This window comes from Antarctobacter sp. (assembly GCF_034670325.1).
In the GTDB taxonomy this organism is placed as follows: domain Bacteria; phylum Pseudomonadota; class Alphaproteobacteria; order Rhodobacterales; family Rhodobacteraceae; genus Antarctobacter.
In genome coordinates, this window is sequence record NZ_JAXMNR010000005.1 from 16,294 (window position 1) to 32,180 (window position 15,887).

The 15,887-nt window shown below is 63.0% G+C and carries 18 protein-coding genes; 4 read left to right on the forward strand and 14 right to left on the reverse strand.

Annotation, left to right across the window (positions count from 1 at the left end; genetic code table 11):
- The first annotated feature begins 60 nt into the window (after positions 1-60).
- The gene (locus tag VOI21_RS13225) at positions 61-1,275 is read left to right on the forward strand and encodes an FAD-binding domain-containing protein (protein ID WP_323770389.1); all 1,215 of its coding nucleotides are present in this window, start codon (positions 61-63) and stop codon (positions 1,273-1,275) included.
- 32 nt (positions 1,276-1,307) lie between these two features.
- Here VOI21_RS13225 and VOI21_RS13230 read toward each other — a convergent pair whose 3' ends face one another.
- From VOI21_RS13230 to VOI21_RS13285, 12 genes are all read right to left on the reverse strand, one after another.
- The gene (locus VOI21_RS13230) at positions 1,308-2,228 is read right to left on the reverse strand and encodes a cation diffusion facilitator family transporter (protein ID WP_323770391.1); all 921 of its coding nucleotides are present in this window, start codon (positions 2,226-2,228) and stop codon (positions 1,308-1,310) included.
- Positions 2,229-2,382: 154 nt separating this feature from the next.
- Complete coding sequence (locus tag VOI21_RS13235) at positions 2,383-3,648, reverse strand: NAD(P)/FAD-dependent oxidoreductase (RefSeq protein WP_323770392.1); 1,266 nt, start codon at positions 3,646-3,648, stop codon at positions 2,383-2,385.
- A 409-nt stretch (positions 3,649-4,057) separates the two neighbouring features.
- Positions 4,058-4,774: a c-type cytochrome gene (locus tag VOI21_RS13240; protein WP_323770393.1), complete on the reverse strand. Its 717-nt coding sequence runs from the start codon at positions 4,772-4,774 to the stop codon at positions 4,058-4,060.
- 9 nt (positions 4,775-4,783) lie between these two features.
- Positions 4,784-6,064, reverse strand: coding sequence for a c-type cytochrome (locus VOI21_RS13245; protein ID WP_323770394.1), 1,281 nt, complete (start codon positions 6,062-6,064; stop codon positions 4,784-4,786).
- Positions 6,048-7,325, reverse strand: coding sequence for a sulfite dehydrogenase (gene soxC, locus VOI21_RS13250; RefSeq protein ID WP_323770395.1), 1,278 nt, complete (start codon positions 7,323-7,325; stop codon positions 6,048-6,050). The genes VOI21_RS13245 and soxC overlap by 17 nt, the downstream gene beginning before the upstream one ends.
- Before the next feature lie 92 nt (positions 7,326-7,417).
- Entirely contained in the window at positions 7,418-9,118 is a 1,701-nt protein-coding gene (soxB, locus tag VOI21_RS13255; RefSeq protein WP_323770396.1) for a thiosulfohydrolase SoxB, read from the reverse strand.
- 96 nt (positions 9,119-9,214) lie between these two features.
- Positions 9,215-10,066, reverse strand: a complete 852-nt coding sequence (gene soxA, locus VOI21_RS13260; protein WP_323770397.1) for a sulfur oxidation c-type cytochrome SoxA — start codon at positions 10,064-10,066, stop codon at positions 9,215-9,217.
- A 63-nt stretch (positions 10,067-10,129) separates the two neighbouring features.
- Positions 10,130-10,459 carry a thiosulfate oxidation carrier complex protein SoxZ gene (soxZ, locus tag VOI21_RS13265; protein ID WP_323770399.1) on the reverse strand — a complete coding sequence of 110 codons (330 nt, stop codon included), beginning with the start codon at positions 10,457-10,459 and terminating at the stop codon, positions 10,130-10,132.
- Positions 10,460-10,488: 29 nt separating this feature from the next.
- Complete coding sequence (gene soxY, locus VOI21_RS13270) at positions 10,489-10,923, reverse strand: thiosulfate oxidation carrier protein SoxY (RefSeq protein ID WP_323770400.1); 435 nt, start codon at positions 10,921-10,923, stop codon at positions 10,489-10,491.
- Between the two features lie 26 nt (positions 10,924-10,949).
- Positions 10,950-11,426 carry a sulfur oxidation c-type cytochrome SoxX gene (gene soxX / locus VOI21_RS13275; RefSeq protein ID WP_323770401.1) on the reverse strand — a complete coding sequence of 159 codons (477 nt, stop codon included), beginning with the start codon at positions 11,424-11,426 and terminating at the stop codon, positions 10,950-10,952.
- Between the two features lie 422 nt (positions 11,427-11,848).
- Entirely contained in the window at positions 11,849-12,433 is a 585-nt protein-coding gene (locus VOI21_RS13280) for a thioredoxin family protein (protein WP_323770402.1), read from the reverse strand.
- Positions 12,434-12,498: 65 nt separating this feature from the next.
- On the reverse strand, positions 12,499-13,236 hold the full coding sequence (locus VOI21_RS13285; RefSeq protein WP_323770403.1) for a cytochrome c biogenesis CcdA family protein: 738 nt from the start codon (positions 13,234-13,236) through the stop codon (positions 12,499-12,501).
- Positions 13,237-13,355: 119 nt separating this feature from the next.
- On the opposite strand from VOI21_RS13285, the gene VOI21_RS13290 reads away from it, so the two are divergent.
- The 3 genes from VOI21_RS13290 to VOI21_RS13300 all read left to right on the forward strand — a co-directional run bounded on the left by VOI21_RS13290 (position 13,356) and on the right by VOI21_RS13300 (position 15,215).
- A complete protein-coding gene (locus VOI21_RS13290) occupies positions 13,356-13,694 on the forward strand; it encodes a thioredoxin family protein (RefSeq protein ID WP_323770404.1) in 339 nt (112 codons plus the stop codon).
- Positions 13,695-13,709: 15 nt separating this feature from the next.
- Complete coding sequence (locus VOI21_RS13295) at positions 13,710-14,048, forward strand: metalloregulator ArsR/SmtB family transcription factor (protein WP_323770405.1); 339 nt, start codon at positions 13,710-13,712, stop codon at positions 14,046-14,048.
- A 108-nt stretch (positions 14,049-14,156) separates the two neighbouring features.
- Positions 14,157-15,215: a YeeE/YedE family protein gene (locus VOI21_RS13300; RefSeq protein ID WP_323770406.1), complete on the forward strand. Its 1,059-nt coding sequence runs from the start codon at positions 14,157-14,159 to the stop codon at positions 15,213-15,215.
- 39 nt (positions 15,216-15,254) lie between these two features.
- Here the strand turns inward: VOI21_RS13300 and VOI21_RS13305 are convergent, their stop codons facing one another.
- Both VOI21_RS13305 and VOI21_RS13310 read right to left on the reverse strand, forming a co-directional pair.
- Positions 15,255-15,551, reverse strand: a complete 297-nt coding sequence (locus VOI21_RS13305; RefSeq protein ID WP_323770407.1) for a hypothetical protein — start codon at positions 15,549-15,551, stop codon at positions 15,255-15,257.
- A gap of 1 nt (position 15,552) precedes the next feature.
- The gene (locus VOI21_RS13310) at positions 15,553-15,807 is read right to left on the reverse strand and encodes a hypothetical protein (protein ID WP_323770408.1); all 255 of its coding nucleotides are present in this window, start codon (positions 15,805-15,807) and stop codon (positions 15,553-15,555) included.
- Positions 15,808-15,887 lie beyond the last annotated feature (80 nt).

Here is a 15,887-nt window from a genome sequence, read left to right on the forward strand (position 1 = left end):
GCGCGCGCCGTTCGGCATCCGGCCCTTGAATGGCAGAGACGTCACCCTAGCCTATCGCCGATGACAGATTGTGCTGCTTTTCCTGCCCGCCGGGCCGCCGCGCTGGAAGCGTTGCAGGGGTTCCTGCCGCGGGCCGGTCGCCAATACGCCGCCCAGCGGAATTTTGACCGAGGCCCGGGGCGGCAGACCGGGGTGTCGCAAATCTCTCCTTATTTGCGGCACCGGGTTCTGACCGAAGAGGAGGTGCTGCGCGCTGTTCTGGGCCGTCATTCGGAGCAGGCCGCCGCGAAGTTCGTTCAGGAAGTCTTTTGGCGGACGTATTGGAAAGGCTGGCTGGAAATGCGGCCAGAGGTGTGGCGGGCGTATCAGGCGGGTCTGTTGCGGCGCTTGGATGAGGTCCAGAGCGCCGCCGGGGTGCGCGCCCGCTGGGAGGCGGCCTGTTCCGGTGAGACCGGCCTTGCCTGTTTCGACGCTTGGGCGCGCGAGTTGGCAACGACCGGTTACCTGCACAACCATGCGCGGATGTGGTTTGCCTCTATCTGGATCTTCACCCTGCGATTGCCGTGGGAGTTGGGCGCAGACTTCTTCCTGCGCCACCTGCTTGACGGCGATCCGGCGTCCAACACGCTCAGCTGGCGGTGGGTGGCGGGGTTGCAGACCCAAGGCAAGCACTACCTCGCCCGGCCCGGAAACATCGCCAAATACACCGAAGGGCGGTTTTGCCCCGCCCCCGGTGAACTGGACACCGGGGCCGCGCCGCTGGCCGGACCGCCGCATCCCGAGCGCCGCCCGCCCCCTGAGGGCGATACGCTCGACACGGCGGTGCGCAGCCTGTTTGTCCTGCACGAAGACGACCTGTCGCCCGGTTGGGTTCTGGAGTCGGGGCTGACCCCGGTCGGGACAGCCCTGCTGCGCCCCCGTGACGGGCTGACACCGCTGCATCCGTCGCCCGGAGTCACGGCGTTTCGCGATGCTCTGGTGCAGGAGACGGCTGACCGGTGGCGGGCCCGATTGGGTGACGCAGTCGAGAGCGTCGCCAGCGCCGATGCGCTGACACGGATGGCGACGCGATTGGGGGCCGTGCAGATCGTGACCTGCCATGCGCCGGTCGGGCCCGTGGCCGATGTGTTGGACAGGGTCAGCGGCGTTCCGGTTGTGCGCCTGCTGCGTCCCTACGATGCCCGCGCGTGGCCCCATGCCACCGCCGGTTTTTTCAAGTTCAAAGCGCAGATCCCGCTGTTGCTGCGCGCGATAGAGGGTCTGCGCTTGGCCTGACTGTCAGCGGGCGGACGGGGACGCGGCGCGGGTCAGTGGCCGATGCGTCGGACATCCGTGCAGATATGCGCGGCACATTCCATTTCCAGCGTGACATGGGTCAGCCCATGCGCCTTGGCCAGTCGCGCCTTGACCAGCTCCTTGATCGCGTCGGCGCGGCCCCATGCGCCGGTCTCTATCACCAGATGCGCCTGTAGGGCGGTCGCGTGTTCGTCCATCTGCCACAGGTGCGCGTGGTGCAGGCTTTGTACGCCGTCCACGGCCTCGGCGGTCTTGAGCACATGCTCCGGGGCCATGCGCGGCGGGCTGCCCAGCATCAGGATGCGGATGACGCCGCCGATCTCGCCCCATGCCATCCACAGGATGTAGCCCGCGATCAGCAGCGTGATGGCCGGATCAACCCATGTCCAGCCAAAGGCCCAGATCAGCGCCCCCGCCACGATCACCGCGACCGACCCCATCGCATCGGCGAGGTTGTGCAAAAAGGCGGCGCGGATGTTCACGCTGTCCTGCGCCATCCGGTAGGTCAGCGCGGCGGTCACAAGGTCGATGACCAGCGCCACGGCGGCGATGACGATGATCAGCCAGCCGATCACCTCTTGCGGCTGGAAGAACCGCATCACCGCCTCATAGATCAGGTACAGACCGATCACGATAAGGGTGGTCAGGTTGATCAGCGCAGCCACCACCTCTGCCCGGCCATAGCCAAAGGTCATCTCTGCGTCGGCGGGGCGGCGGGCAATGCGGCGCGCCCAAGCGGCGATGATCAGGCTGGCCGCGTCAGAGAAATTATGCAGCGCATCGGCGATCATGGCGAGCGAGCCGGACAACACACCGCCAACCACCTGCGCGACGGTCAACAGCAGGTTCACCCCGACGGCGGCGGCCATGCGGGCGTCCCCGGCATCGGGATCGACGTGGTGGTGGTGATGATGGTGGTGTCCGTGTGGCATGGGCCGAGAAAGCGCCCATTGGCGAAGAGGGTCAAGGTGGCTTGGCCCCTCCGCGACCGGGGGTCGCGCGATCCTGCCGATGCAGCCCCGTGACCTGACCGCAGTCCGCCGCGCAGGACGCGCGGCGGACGACAGTTTTTATGGCAAAGCGCCCTTAGCCAAACATGTCCGAGGTGATGCCTGCGTACCAGCCGACGCTTTCCTCATAGGTGGCCTTGCGCAGGGCGTCGTCCTCACCGGTGTCAGAGATGAACCCGTCCACCTTGGCGATCTTTTCATCCGTCGCCTCGTAGGATGCGCCCACCTTGACGCCGTCGTCGGTGTTGATCAGCGACCAGCAGGTGTTCGAGAACTTGGCCGGGAAGACGCGGCTGCCGGTGAGCGCGCCGCGCACTGCCATCGCCGCGACCTTGGCCTGACTGTTGGCCGAAAAGCCGGATTTCGGCATGTCGCCCTGATTGGTCGCATCGCCAAGGATGTGGATGTTCTCATCCAGCCGCGATTGCATCGTGTGGCCATTGACCGGCGCCCAGTTGCCCTCTGTCAGATCGGCGGCGGCGCAGATCATGCCCGCCTTTTGCGCCGGGATGACGTTGCAGACATCGGCCTTGATGACCTCTCCGTCGATGTCGACCTCCATGGTGTCGGCGTTCACAGAGACGTTGTCGCCGCCGAAATCCGGGCCGATGCGGGTGATCATACCGCCATAGTGCTTTTGCCAGCCTTCCTCGAACAGCGCCTGTTTGGAGAACCCTTCTTTCGGGTCGGCAATGATGATCTTGGCAGTCGGGTTCTTTTCTTTCAGCACATGGGCGACCATCGAAATCCGCTCATACGGGCCGGGCGGGCAGCGGAAGGGGTTGGGCGGGGCGACCATGACATAGGTGCCGCCCTCTGGCATCGCCTCGACCTGTGCCTTTAACAGCGCGCTCTGGGTGCCGGCCTTGTAGGCATGGGGCATGGCGGTTTGGGCCGTGACGTCCCAGCCGGGGACCGCGCCGTCGACAAAGTCGATGCCCGGCGAGATCACCAGCCGGTCGTAGGGCACACTGCCGCCCCCCGCCAAAGCCACGGTTTTGGCGTCGCGGTCCACGCCCACAGCCCAGTCGTGCACGACGTTGACGCCATACTCCGAGGCCAGCGTGGCGTAGTTGTGTTCGATGCTTTGCAGATCGCGGAAACCACCGATGTAGAGATTGGAGAAAAAGCAGGTGTAATAACTGCGCGAGGGTTCGATCAGGATTACGTCGATCTCGCCCTTGCTGTCCTTGGCGATGTAGCGCGCGGCGGTGGCCCCGCCTGCGCCACCGCCGATCACAACGGCGCGCGGTTTGCCGTGGCTGGCGGCCTGTACCATTGGTGCCGCGAGCGAGGCTGCTGCCGCAGCGCTGCCCAGAAATCTGCGTCTGTTCAATGTCATGTCCGTTCTCCTCCTTGTTGGACAGGTTTATCGGTGCGGCTGCCCTCCGCCTTTCAAAACGGGACGGGGACGTCCTGTTGTCATTCCCAAAGCCACGAAAAACCCCGCGCGGCACGGGGCTGCGCGGGGTGAGGCGGTGTTGGAAAAGGTCTTTCGGGCGCTTTGGTCCGGCGGTGTCACGTCGGCAAGAGGCCGAAGAACGCTGCCAGCGCCAGCAAAGCACCCAACATCAGTATCCGGGTTGCGAAAGGCATCCGCATGAAATCCATCCAAACTGGCCGGGGCAGTCCCGGCGGAACACACAAGCGCAGAGGCGAAAAAAGCACCGCTGCGGCGGGGCGCGATGCCCTGCATGTTCACTGTCTTCTCTGGGGGGATTTTGCTCAATTGCGGAATACCTGACCCTTCGTCATTCGATGGTTGCGAAATAGGCCGCCAGCGCGGCGATTTCCTCATCGCTGAGGCGTCCGGCCATCATCTGCATCACCGGGTGCACCCGCAGCTTACGCTTGTAGGCGTGCATGGCGATGACAAAATCCTCTTCGGGCCATTTGACGATGGAGGGGATGCCTGCGTCGGCACCGTCGCGCCGGTGGCAGGTCAGGCATTCGGACGCGAGGTATTCACCGTAGGGAACATCCCCCACAATGGCGAGGATGTCGGGCGGCAGGTCCACCTCACGGGCGATGGCGGTGGGGGCGGCCTCGGGGATGTCCTGCGGGTTGGCGGAAAACTGGCGCAGGTAGGCCAACACGTCATGGCGGTCCTGCGGGTCCTTGATGCCCCGGAACGACATGCGCGTGCCAGAGATCAGCACGCGGGGGTTCTCGATATAGGCGTCCAGCAGGTCGTAGTCCCATGTCAGGCCGTCGCTTGAGGCGCGTTCCATCGACTTGGAATAGTCGAACCCCTCCATGCTGCCCGCGCGGCGCCCGAAGATGCCGTTGAGATGCGGGCCGATGCGGTTCTTGGCATCCGGGCCGATCTGGTGGCAGCCGGTGCATTGGCGAAACAGGTTTGCCCCGCGATCAGCATCGCCGATCAGCCGGGCCTCCTCCTCTGCGTGTGCTGGCCCCCCGAGGGGGACCAGCGCGACGAGGGCCGTTATGATCAGCCGCTTCATCATGGTCAGGCCTTATTGGCCGAAGGACTTGAGGTAGGCGATCATCGCCGCGACGTCCTCTTCTTTCCGGAGACCGGCAAAGGCCATCTTGGTGCCCTTCACGGTGCCACGCGGATTGGCGAGGAAGGCCGCGAGAGTTTCTTCGTCCCAGGTCCCGCCCATGTCGGCCATCGTATTGGAGTATTTGAAGTCCTCGATGCCGCCGATTGCGCGACCGACCACGCCGGTCAGGTGCGGGCCGGTGCGATTCTTGGCACCGTCACCGATCTGGTGGCAGGCCTTGCACTTGCCAAAGATCTTTTTGCCATCGGCGACCAGTTCGGGGTCAAGCGCATCCTCGACAGGGGCCGCCGCAGGGGCTTCTGCGGGCTCTGCTTCGGGTTCCGGATCGACAGCGGCGACCTCTGCCGGTTCGGCAGCGGGGTCCGGGTCGACGGCGGTGTGATCCTCGGCCATTGCGGGCTCTACGCCCTCCTCGTCCGGGGTCACGTCCAGAACCGTGGCGCGCATGGTGATCTCAACCGGAGTGTCCTTGCAGTTTTCCATGCAGGGTTCGGCGCGCCAGATGCTGTATTCCGTCTCTGCCCGGTCATCGACGATAAAGCCGTCGGCGTTGGGCAGTGTGATCGTCGGCAGCGTCTCGTTCGAGACCTCAAACTCATCGTCGATGATGTCGTTCGAATAGAGGATATAGGCCACGATGGCGTAAACATCGTCATCCGACAGGGTCTGCGCCGCGCCAAAGGGCATCGAGCGATGGACATAATCCCAGATCGTCGAGGTGTAGGGCCAGTAGCTGCCCACGGTCTTTAGCGGGTCGTCATCGGCCAAAGTGCCGTCGCCGCCGGCCAGTTTCGGCCAGTTACCCACACCCTCGGCGAAAGAGCCGTGGCAGGCGGCGCAGTTGTCCTCGAACAGCGACTCGCCATCAAAGGCGTTGCCGGTGCCAACCGGCAGGCCGGTGCCGTCCGGGCTGACGTCCACGTTCCACGCTGCGATTTCCTCTGGCAGGGCCTCACGGCCAAGGCCGAAGCGCAGGCCGGTGCTGTCGCCGTTGTCCGCGTGAGCGGCACCGATGATGCCGCCATCCAGCGCCGCCGGGTCCGCCGCGTCAGGGGCGGCGGCGGTCTGCACCGGGGCCACAGGCTCGGGGATGGGGGCGGGCAGGTCTGCCAGAACCTGCGGATTGCTGGGATAGCCCGCGACATTGCGGTCGGCGAAGTTATACGCGCCCACCAGCATCAGGCCGATGCCAGCGGCAACGCCACCGTAGAGTTTAAGAGACTTCGACATTTTCGGCCTCCCCATTGGCTTTGACGTGCCATGTCTGGATGCAATTGTTGTGATAGATCGAGTTCAGCCCGCGCACGTCGCGCAGCTGGGCCTTGGTCGGCTGGACATAGCCGGTCTCATCCATCGCGCGGGACTGGAGCAGCATGTCTTCGCCGTTCCATGTGGTGTCCAGATAGAAGCGGGTCAGCGCCTTGTCCTCTCCCGGCGCGGCCAGACGGGCGGTTTCCCATGTCATACCGCCGTCTTTGGACACGTCCACGCGGGTGATCTTGCCGTGGCCGGACCATGCCATGCCGGTGATGACCAGCGGGCCGTGGCCGTGTTTGATCGGCGCTTGCGGGCTGGGCGAGGTGACGACCGATTTGGCGTCCATAACCCATGTCCACTTGCGCGAGGTGCCATCCTCCAGCGTGTCGGTGTATTTCGAGGTCTCTTCGCGGCTCTCGACCGGGCCATCCATGACCTCGATCCGGCGCAGCCATTTGACCCACATGTTGCCTTCCCAGCCGGGCACGACAAGGCGGGCGGGATAGCCGTGTTCCTTGCGCAGCGCCTCGCCGTTAGCCTTGAAAGCGACCAGAACGTCGTCCATCGCCTTTTCCATCGGGATCGAGCGGCCGTTGGACGAGGCATCGGCGCCTTCGACGTAGACCCATTTGTCCTTGAAATCGCCTGCTGCCTCCAGACCGGCCTCGGCCAGCAGGGTGCGCAGCGGGACGCCGGTGTATTCCATGTTGTGGATCATGCCGTGGGTGAACTGCGCGCCGTTCAACTGTGCGCCCGCCCATTCCATGCCGGTGTTGGCGGCGCATTCGCAGAAATAGACGTGCTGCTCACGCGGAAAACGCTCCAGATCCTCGTAGGAGAAGACCAGCGGCTTATCCACCAGACCGTTGATCATCAGCCGGTAGTCGGATTTGGCCAGTTCGATTGCACCGGAATGGTGACGTTCAAACGCGCAGCCCTGCGGCGTGATCGTGCCGTCCAGCGCGTGGATCGGGGTAAAGTTGATCGACGAGATCGTATCGGCGGTCAGCCATTCCACGTTGCGGCGGATGACATCGTCCTCGAACTTGATCGGCAGTCCATAGGGGACCTCATCGACACCCGCGCCAAGGCTCGTGGCCCAGTCCTGCATTTCAGTGATCAGCGGATCGGGGCCTGCGGCGCGTGCGCCGGTTGCGGCCACCGCCCCTGCCCCCAGTGCGGCGGCACTGGTCAGGAACTGGCGGCGCGAGGGGCCGTTTGCTTCCTTGCTCATTGCGTTCTCCTTACGGATCATTTCATTCATCTATGTGAATGAATTGGCTGGAAAATCGGCGGGCCGAAGCCCGCCGAAAGCTGTGGGGGGGATTAAATTCCCACCACCTCAACATTGTCGCGGGGCGCAACGGTGACGGTGCCCTGCTTGCGGATGTGGCTTTCGACCACGTCCCAGATCTGCGGCCCCTCGGTGCCCTCATTCACGCTGGCCCAGCCAGCGACGATATAGGTCTTGGCCGGGTCGATGGCCTCTCCGGTGCTGAGCAGCGTCATGTTCGAGATGCGCTCTCCCTGCGGTTTGGACACATCGCAGCGGTAGCCCATGCCACCAATGCGGACCATGTCGCCGCCCTGCTGGTAGTAGGGGTCGGGGTTGAAGATGTTGTCGCCCACGTCCTCAAGGATGACCTTGATGAATTCACCAGTCATTTCTGAGCGATACGCCTCCCCGTAGGTCATGGAGGTGACGTTCCAGATGTCCTCACGGGTGATGTTGTCGCCGGGGATCAGCGAGGGGCCCCAACGGACGCCGGGCGACATGGCGATGTCAGCCTCACGCTCGCTGAGCAGCGCGTCGCAGATCAGGTCGTCCCATGTGCCGTTAAAGTTGCCACGGCGATAGAGCAGCGAATCCGTCTGGCCTATGACCTCTTCGAGGTCGGCCTTGTAGGGCGCGCGCTGTTCTTCGATCAGGCTGGTCATGGTGGGATCGGGCGCAATCACGTCCGAGAAGATCGGGATCAGTTTGTGGCGGAAACCCATCATGCGGCCGTTCTGTACGTCCAGATCGACGCGGCTGACAAACTTGCCGTTCGATCCCGAGGCGATCAGGATGGTGTCGCCCACCAGCACCGGTTCAGGCAGCGCGTCATGGGTGTGGCCGGTCAGGATCACGTCGATGCCGGTGACTTTGGACGCCATCTTTTTGTCGACGTCAAAGCCGTTGTGGGACAGGCAGACCACCAGTTCGGCCCCCTGCGCGCGGACCTCATCGACCATGGCCTGCATGTTCTCGTCGCGGATGCCAAAGGAGAATTCCGGGAACATCCAGCGCGGGTTGGCGATGGGCATATAGGGGAAGGCCTGACCGATAACGGCGATTTTGACCCCGCCCCGTTCAAAGAACTTGTACGGCGGGAAGAGATCCGGGAGCGGTTCGTCCCATTCGGCGTCAAAGATGTTCTGACCAAGTGCTGCAAAGGGCAGGTTTTCAACCAGTTCCTGCACACGCTCAGACCCGAGGGTGAATTCCCAGTGAAAGGTCATGGCGTCGGGTTTCAGCCCGTTCATGACGTTCACCATGTCCTGCCCTTCGGTGTGGTAGCAGGTGTAGGAGCCGTGCCAAGTGTCGCCGCCATCCAGCAGCAGCGCATCGGGGCGGTCAGCACGGATGGAGTTCACCACCGTTGCGACACGGTCCATGCCGCCGACGCGGCCATAGCCCTGCGCCAGCGCGCTGAAGTCGCCCGAGGACAGCGCGTAATGCGAGGGAGAGCCGTCGTCGATGCCGTAAAGCTTGCGGAAATCCGCGCCGGTGACGTGGGGCACCGCGCCCTTGTTGCCACCGACGCCGATGTTGACCGAAGGCTCACGGAAATAGATCGGCATCAGCTGCGCATGGATGTCGGTGACGTGGATCAGGCTCACGTTGCCGAAGGTGTCGAATTGCAGCAGTTGGTCCTGTGTCAGCTTTTGCTGGGCGGCGAGCCGCGCCCAATTGCCAAAGCCGGAAGCCCCGAGCATCGCCGAGGCCGCCATGGACACCTGCAGGAAATCGCGTCTTGAGATCATGGGGAGGGACTTTCTATCTCATGACACACATGCGCATGTGTGAATTTGTTGGAGAAAAGAAACCCCGCGCCAGTCGCCTGACGCGGGGTCGATTGTTTAGTTGCGGACCGAGGGGCCTTCGACCGAGAGGCCGTTGCCGCGCGATTTCACGTAGAGTTCAAGCGCGATGAACTCGGGCGAGCCGGTGCCATAGGTTTCGGCGCGGGTGTCGCGGATGCAGCCCTTGAAGCGCGAGTGCGATCCGTTCAGCTTGGCGTTTTTCAGACGGTACGTCGGGAAACCGTTGATCTGACCCTGGCTGAGGTGATCGGCGCGGATATAGTTGCCATAGTTCTGCTCATGGCAGTTGGCACAGGACAGATCGAGCTGACCAAAGCGGGTGTAATAGATTTCCTTGCCCGCTTCCCAGTACTCGGCCGCCGGGCCGTCGATGGCGACGTTCACCGGCATCCCGCGCGAAACAGACGCAATCAGCGCCTCCATCGAGACGGCGGCATCGGCGTCATATTTCCACGCGTCGGCACCCATGCGGTCGGTGCGGCAGTCGTTCACCTGCATCTGAACGGTGCGCATTTCGCCAGCGTCTTCGTTCCACTTCGGATAGGTCGCAGCGACCCCCACCATGCTGTCCGCCGGATCGCCGTGGCAATCCGCGCAGGATTTGCCCTCAGAGCCTTCGGCGGTGTTCCACTGGTCCATCGCCTGATCGACAAAGATCATGCCCTGGTTTTCGAAGTCGTCGGTCTGGAGCTGCTGGGTTTCATCCGAGCGAAAGTGCCAGCCCGAGATGACCTCGTCCAGCGCGTCCGACAGATGATCCGGGGCAGCAGCCTTGGTGACCATGTCCAGATCGCCGTTGATGGTCAGCGTATCGTCATCTGCGCCACCGGCAAAGGCCGCGGGCGCGAGCAGCAGTGCGGCAATAGCCGTCATTGCCTTGAATTTCATAGGTATCCCTCCCAATTGGCGATCCTGCCCCGCGTCGTGCGGAGCAGGATTTTTCGTGCCAGGTCAGCCGACGGCGACCGATTTGGTATCTTCGTAGACGTCGCCGTCATCGTCGTACCAGGTAAACTTCAGATCGCCCGCTTCCGGAATGGTCGCATCGAATTCGAAGTAGGGGTTGGTCGAGATCGCGGGCGCGAGAACGATGTCGATCACGCTCTGACCGTTGAACTCGCAGGTAAAGCGATTGATGATCGAGCGCGGGATAACATTGCCCGAACCGTCTTTGCGCTGACCCGATTCCATCTTGTGCGAAATCAGGGTCTTGATGGTCACGACCTCACCGGCGGATGCCTTCTTGGGGGCCTTGACGCGGGGTTTGACACCAGATGCCATTTCTCAGAACTCCTCTAGGTTTCCGCTGATCAGCCGCCGCAGCCGCCGATGGTGACCTTGACGGTCTTCATCGCGGTCACGTAGCTGCCGTCTGCCATCTTGGCGATTGCTTGTACGTCCTGCGTTCCGGCAAGACGGACACGGGTGGACGCGGCCTGCGCACCGGCCAGCGGGCCAAAGCGGAAGGTGGCGACGCCCGGTGTCGGGTTGCCCAGCGCGTAAACGCGGATTTCGACGGCGCCGGGGGCATCGACCGAAATCGGAACAGTGTTGCCGTTTTCAGCGATTTCCGGCGCGGTCAGCGTCAGATCGCCGGTGCCAGCGGTCGCGCCAGCCAGAAAGTCGTCAGGCGCGCCGACCATTTCGGCGTTCGGGTCGGCCTGGGCCATGGCGCGCAGCGGCAGCAGAGCCATTGCAGCGGCACCGGCACCCAGCGCCAGAGTATCACGTCTCGTGAAGTCCATCATGTTTCTCCTAATGTGATCCGGGGTCAGCTTTCCTGCAGCGTCAGCAGGAAGGCGACCACATCCTCGATTTCCTGAGCCGACAGGATTGGCGAGAGTTCACCCTTGGCGGCTTTGCCGGTGTAGCCGTCGCCGGGACGGTTAAAGCCGGTTGTCTTGTAGAACGCAGGCATAACCGTGTCCGGGAAGGTCATCTTGGCGTTGGCCACGATGCCGCGCAGTTCCTCGGCGGTGCGCGACTCACCTGACCATGACAGCTCGGGGCCGACTTCGCCCTGAAACGCCACATCGGGCAGTTGTGCGACCGCGTGGCAGGCCGCGCAGTTGCCTTTGGACCGGGACGAAAAGATAACGCGCCCGCTGTCCGCGTCGCCAGCCATACCGCTGAGAGACGTGGCGACATCGCCGTATTCGCCAAACTGGACATCGCCGGGGGCGACCGTATCCGCGAACGCCGCTCCGGTCGCCAGGACCGCCGCCGCCGTGATTGCTGTAAGCCTCATGTTCCCTCCCTAGGCTTTTGAGTCCCCGAAAGGAGACCCTCATTTATACCTGTTGGCGTATACCGTAGGCTACCGAACGACCTCCACGCAACAACAAATTCAGGGATGTGAATTATTGCTCCGTTTGGTCGCACCTGCCGGGCCTCATCGCTTCGAATTAGCCGCGCTCAAAGGGCCGTCGGCCCGGTGTTTTTCACAATATCGGCAGAGACTTGGCGCTGACGTTCCGATCGCTTGACCCGCCGTGGCCCAAGGTAAATCGCCTCTGGCGGAAATTCCCGAAAAAGCCCCGGACCCGGCCGTTCTGACAGAGAACAAACCGCCGGTGCGGACCGATTCCGCCCCTGACCAAGGCGTCCGTCAAACACGTCACCCACCCAAAGCAACGGACAGGACGTGTTCTCGAATCGGGGCCTTGGAGGTCAGTCAAAGTTGCCGTCGTTACGCTCTTGAATCCGCCGTGCGTGGTAGCGCTGAAAGTCCTCGCCGCTCTCTTCCTGCATCTCGTAACGCTTTTCAGCGACCCATGTGAACATATCCAGAGAGGTGCCCTTGGAGAAGGCGCCCGGCATGACCGCCACCGCCGCATCCAGCGCGCTTTGGCCCTCTGGCACCTCTTCGGGAAGGAAGACGATATTGGGGGTGAATAGCACCCGCCATTTGCGCGCCATGTCCTTTTCGGTCAGAACGTCGCCGTCAAAATCCGTCACTTCGATGTCGCCGTGCAGGTTGAGTTGAACCACGAAATAGTTGGTGTCGATGAACTCGGACACCTCGGGGTCGGTGAACACCTCTTCGTGCATCTTCTTGCAGTAGATGCAGCCGCGTTGTTCAAAGAACAGCACCAGCCGTTTGCCTTCGGCATTCGCCTCTTGCAGATCCTCGCGCAGATCCTTGAACGTGTCCCGCATCCACGGGTTCTTGTAGAGACCGTCATCGCCCATGTGCTGCGCCGCGACAGGCAGCGCCATGACCACGGCCAAAGCCGCACCGATCCAGTGTTTCATCCCGGTTTCCTCCCATGTGGCGCGGCAAGGGGCCGGACGGCCCCGTGACCGCGAAATAGATTTCGTCAGCTCAGTGAGGACCACGACGGAAAGGTCTCGATCATCCACTGGGCGATCAGGTTCACGGTATCGGTCGCAATGAGGATCGCAAAGACGATCAGCATTACGCCCATCAATTTTTCGACATACTGCAGCTTGTCCCGGTGGCGCGCGGTCCAGCGCAGAAACGGCCCGGAGAACAGCGCCGCCACCACAAAGGGCGCGGTCATGCCGACACCGTAGACCAACAACAACAGGCCGCCCCGGGAAATGTCCCCCATGCCGCTGGCGATCATCAGGATCGAGGCCAGCGCCGGTCCGACGCAGGGTGTCCAGCCAAAGCCAAAGGCCAGCCCCATGACATAGGCGCCAAAGACCGTTGTCGGCTCTGCGCTGCTTTCGATCTTGGCCTCACGGTACAGAAAGCCGATGCGCAAGACGCCAAGAAAGTGCAGGCCAAAGACCCCGAGGACCACCACCGCCACCCATTTCAGGGTGTCCAGATAGTCGGCAAAGGCCTGCCCGACCGCCGTCGCCCCCATGCCCAGAAGGACAAAGATGGTGGTAACGCCGGCGGCAAAGAAAACCGACGACAGAATCAACCGCCGCTGCGCGCCGGGTGTGATCCCGGCATCATCGCGCAGTTCGGACATCGAAATGCCCGCCATGTAGCACAGGTAAAAGGGCACCATGGGCAGGATGCAGGGCGTGAAAAAGCTCAACAGACCGGCAAATGCTGCACCCGCGAATGAAATGTCGAGCACCGGAGTCGCCTTTCCTTGATCAATTCACATATTCAGATTAAGTTGTTTGTCATGGCCGCGTCAATTGGTGCACAATGAAATCCGTGAAATACCTTTCTGCGCTTCTGCTGAGTCTCGTTTTGTCAGCCACGACGGCGCTGGCGAGCGACTACAGGCTGATCATGGTCGAACAGCCGGGCTGCGCCTATTGCGCGGCTTGGGATGATCAGATCGCCCCGGCCTATCCGCACACCGACGAAGGACAGTTCGCGCCGCTGGAACGCGCGGACCTGCACATGGGACCGCCCGAAGGGGTGACCTATGCCCGCCGGGTGAATTTCACGCCGACCTTCATCCTTGTGAAAGGCGGCGAAGAAATCGCCCGTATGGAAGGCTACGTTGGCGAGGATTTTTTCTGGCCGCTTTACGCACGGCTGCTCGAAGAGCATACGGCTTTCGCCCTGACCAGCAACGACTGAGGAAGAACGGGACTCATGGCGCTTCCGGTACTGCACGACGAAATGACCGACGACGAGCTGGACGCGATCGTCGAAAAGGCGACTGCCGCGTCGTCTTTCCTCAAGGCGATCAGCCATGAGGGTCGGCTGATGATCCTGTGCCATCTGGTCACCGGAGAGAAATCCGTGACCGAACTCGAAGAACTGCTGGCCGCGCGTCAGGCCGCCGTCAGCCAACAGTTGTCGCGCCTGCGGCTCGAAGGGCTGGTTGTCCCGCGTCGCGATGGCAAGGCGATCTACTACCGGCTTGCGGACGACCGTCCGCGCAAGATGCTGGAATGCGTCTACGACCTGTTCTGCCGCGACGACGACTGAACCTTCGCTGACACCCCCGAAGGCGTGACCGCGCGACGCTTGCAGCGGGCATGTGGCCCCTGCATACTGCACGCGCCGGGGTCCGGCGGGTCAGGAGGAGGCCCACACATGATTTCGCTACTTTCCGAACACCACCTCGTGGCCCTGATCGGGCTTGCGACAGGCGTCCCTTTGGGGCTGGCCGCGCGGCTGGGCCGTTTCTGCACGCTGGGCGCGATCGAGGACGCGCTTTACGGTGGATCGACCGTGCGTTTGCGGATGTGGGGCATGGCGATCGGGCTGGCGGTGATCGGCAGTTTCGCCCTCATGGGGTCCGGCCTGCTGGTGGACACCGAAACCTATTATCTGTCGGTCCGCTGGATGCCTCTGGCCTCCATTCTGGGGGGGCTTGTGTTTGGCTACGGCATGGCCCTGTCCGGCAATTGCGGCTTTGGGGCCATCGCACGGCTGGGCGGGGGCGACCTGCGCAGCTTCGTGATTGTGTTGGTGATGGGCGTGGCCACCTTTGTGGTGCTGTCCGGGCCGCTGGCACCGCTACGGACACTGATCTTTCCCCAATCCGAAGTCACCACAGACGTCGCGCCGGGCATCGCGCACCAGTTGTCAGCGCTAAGCGGGATGTCGGTGACCGTGATCGGCCTCACCATCGGCGCGCTGATCTTTGTCGGCTCCGCCGCCTCAAAGGCGGTCTGGGAAAAGCCCGCGCATGTGATCTGGGCCGCCGCTGTCGGGCTGGCGGTGGTCGGCGCGTGGGCGGGCACCTCATGGGTGGCGGGCGCAGGGTTCGAGGCACTGCCGGTGGTATCACACAGCTTTGCAGCACCTCTGGGTGACACGATCCTGTGGTGGATGACCGGCTCTGCCCGACCGCTGAGTTTCGCGGTGGGATCGGTGGCAGGCGTCTGGGGCGGGGCCTTTATCGGGTCGCTGATCAAGGGGCACTTTCGCTGGGAAGCCTGCGAAGACCCGCGTGAATTGCGCCGCCAGATCATCGGCGCGGCCCTGATGGGCGGCGGCGCGGTGGTGGCACTGGGCTGTTCCATCGGTCAGGGTCTGTCGGCGTTTTCGGTGCTCGCGATCTCTGCCCCTGTGACCTTCGCCGCGATCTTTGCCGGGGCGGCATTGGGGCTGCGGCAGTTGATCGTGGGTTTCCAGCCCGCGGAATGAGACAAGACCCCAGCGCATAAAATGCACGTCCCGGCCCATTTATCGGTCGGTTTGACCGGATATCGCGCCGTCCCGGTCAATCTCGACCTCGGGCAGCGTCACCTCGGCTGGCCATGAAATCCGAACATCTGCAAAGTACCTGTGCATATCCGCCCCGGGCAACCCGGCAACCTCTGACGGCACTTCGATTTCCAGCGCGCGCTGGCCTTCTCCGGGCCGTAGACATGCCACGGGGGCGTTGTCCTGCGGGGCCTCATCCCTGTCGGCAGGGAACCGCGCGCCCAGCACCCGGCCATCCCGGTCAACAATCACCTGAATCTTGATTTGCCGTGACATATCAGACGCCTCCCCCCTTGAGCTTGAACTTGCAGCCGTTGGAGTCAAAGTTCCGAATGTGGGTGAAATACTCCCAATAGGCGGTCGATGGCGCGCCGCAAGAGTAGTGGCCCCCGGCGACCTTTGTGATCCCGCATCGCGCCTGCTTGCCCACCCGTTCGGTTGACAAGGTGCCAAACTCACCCGGTTCGGGATGCCCCATGACCCATTGCGCGCCCCGGTCTCCGGGGCGTTCCCACAAAAACCAGATGCTCATTGTTTGATCTGGGGCGACATAAAACGTGTCACTCATCGTCCAGCCCATAGACAGTCCTCCCACGTTGAAACCGGACCGCG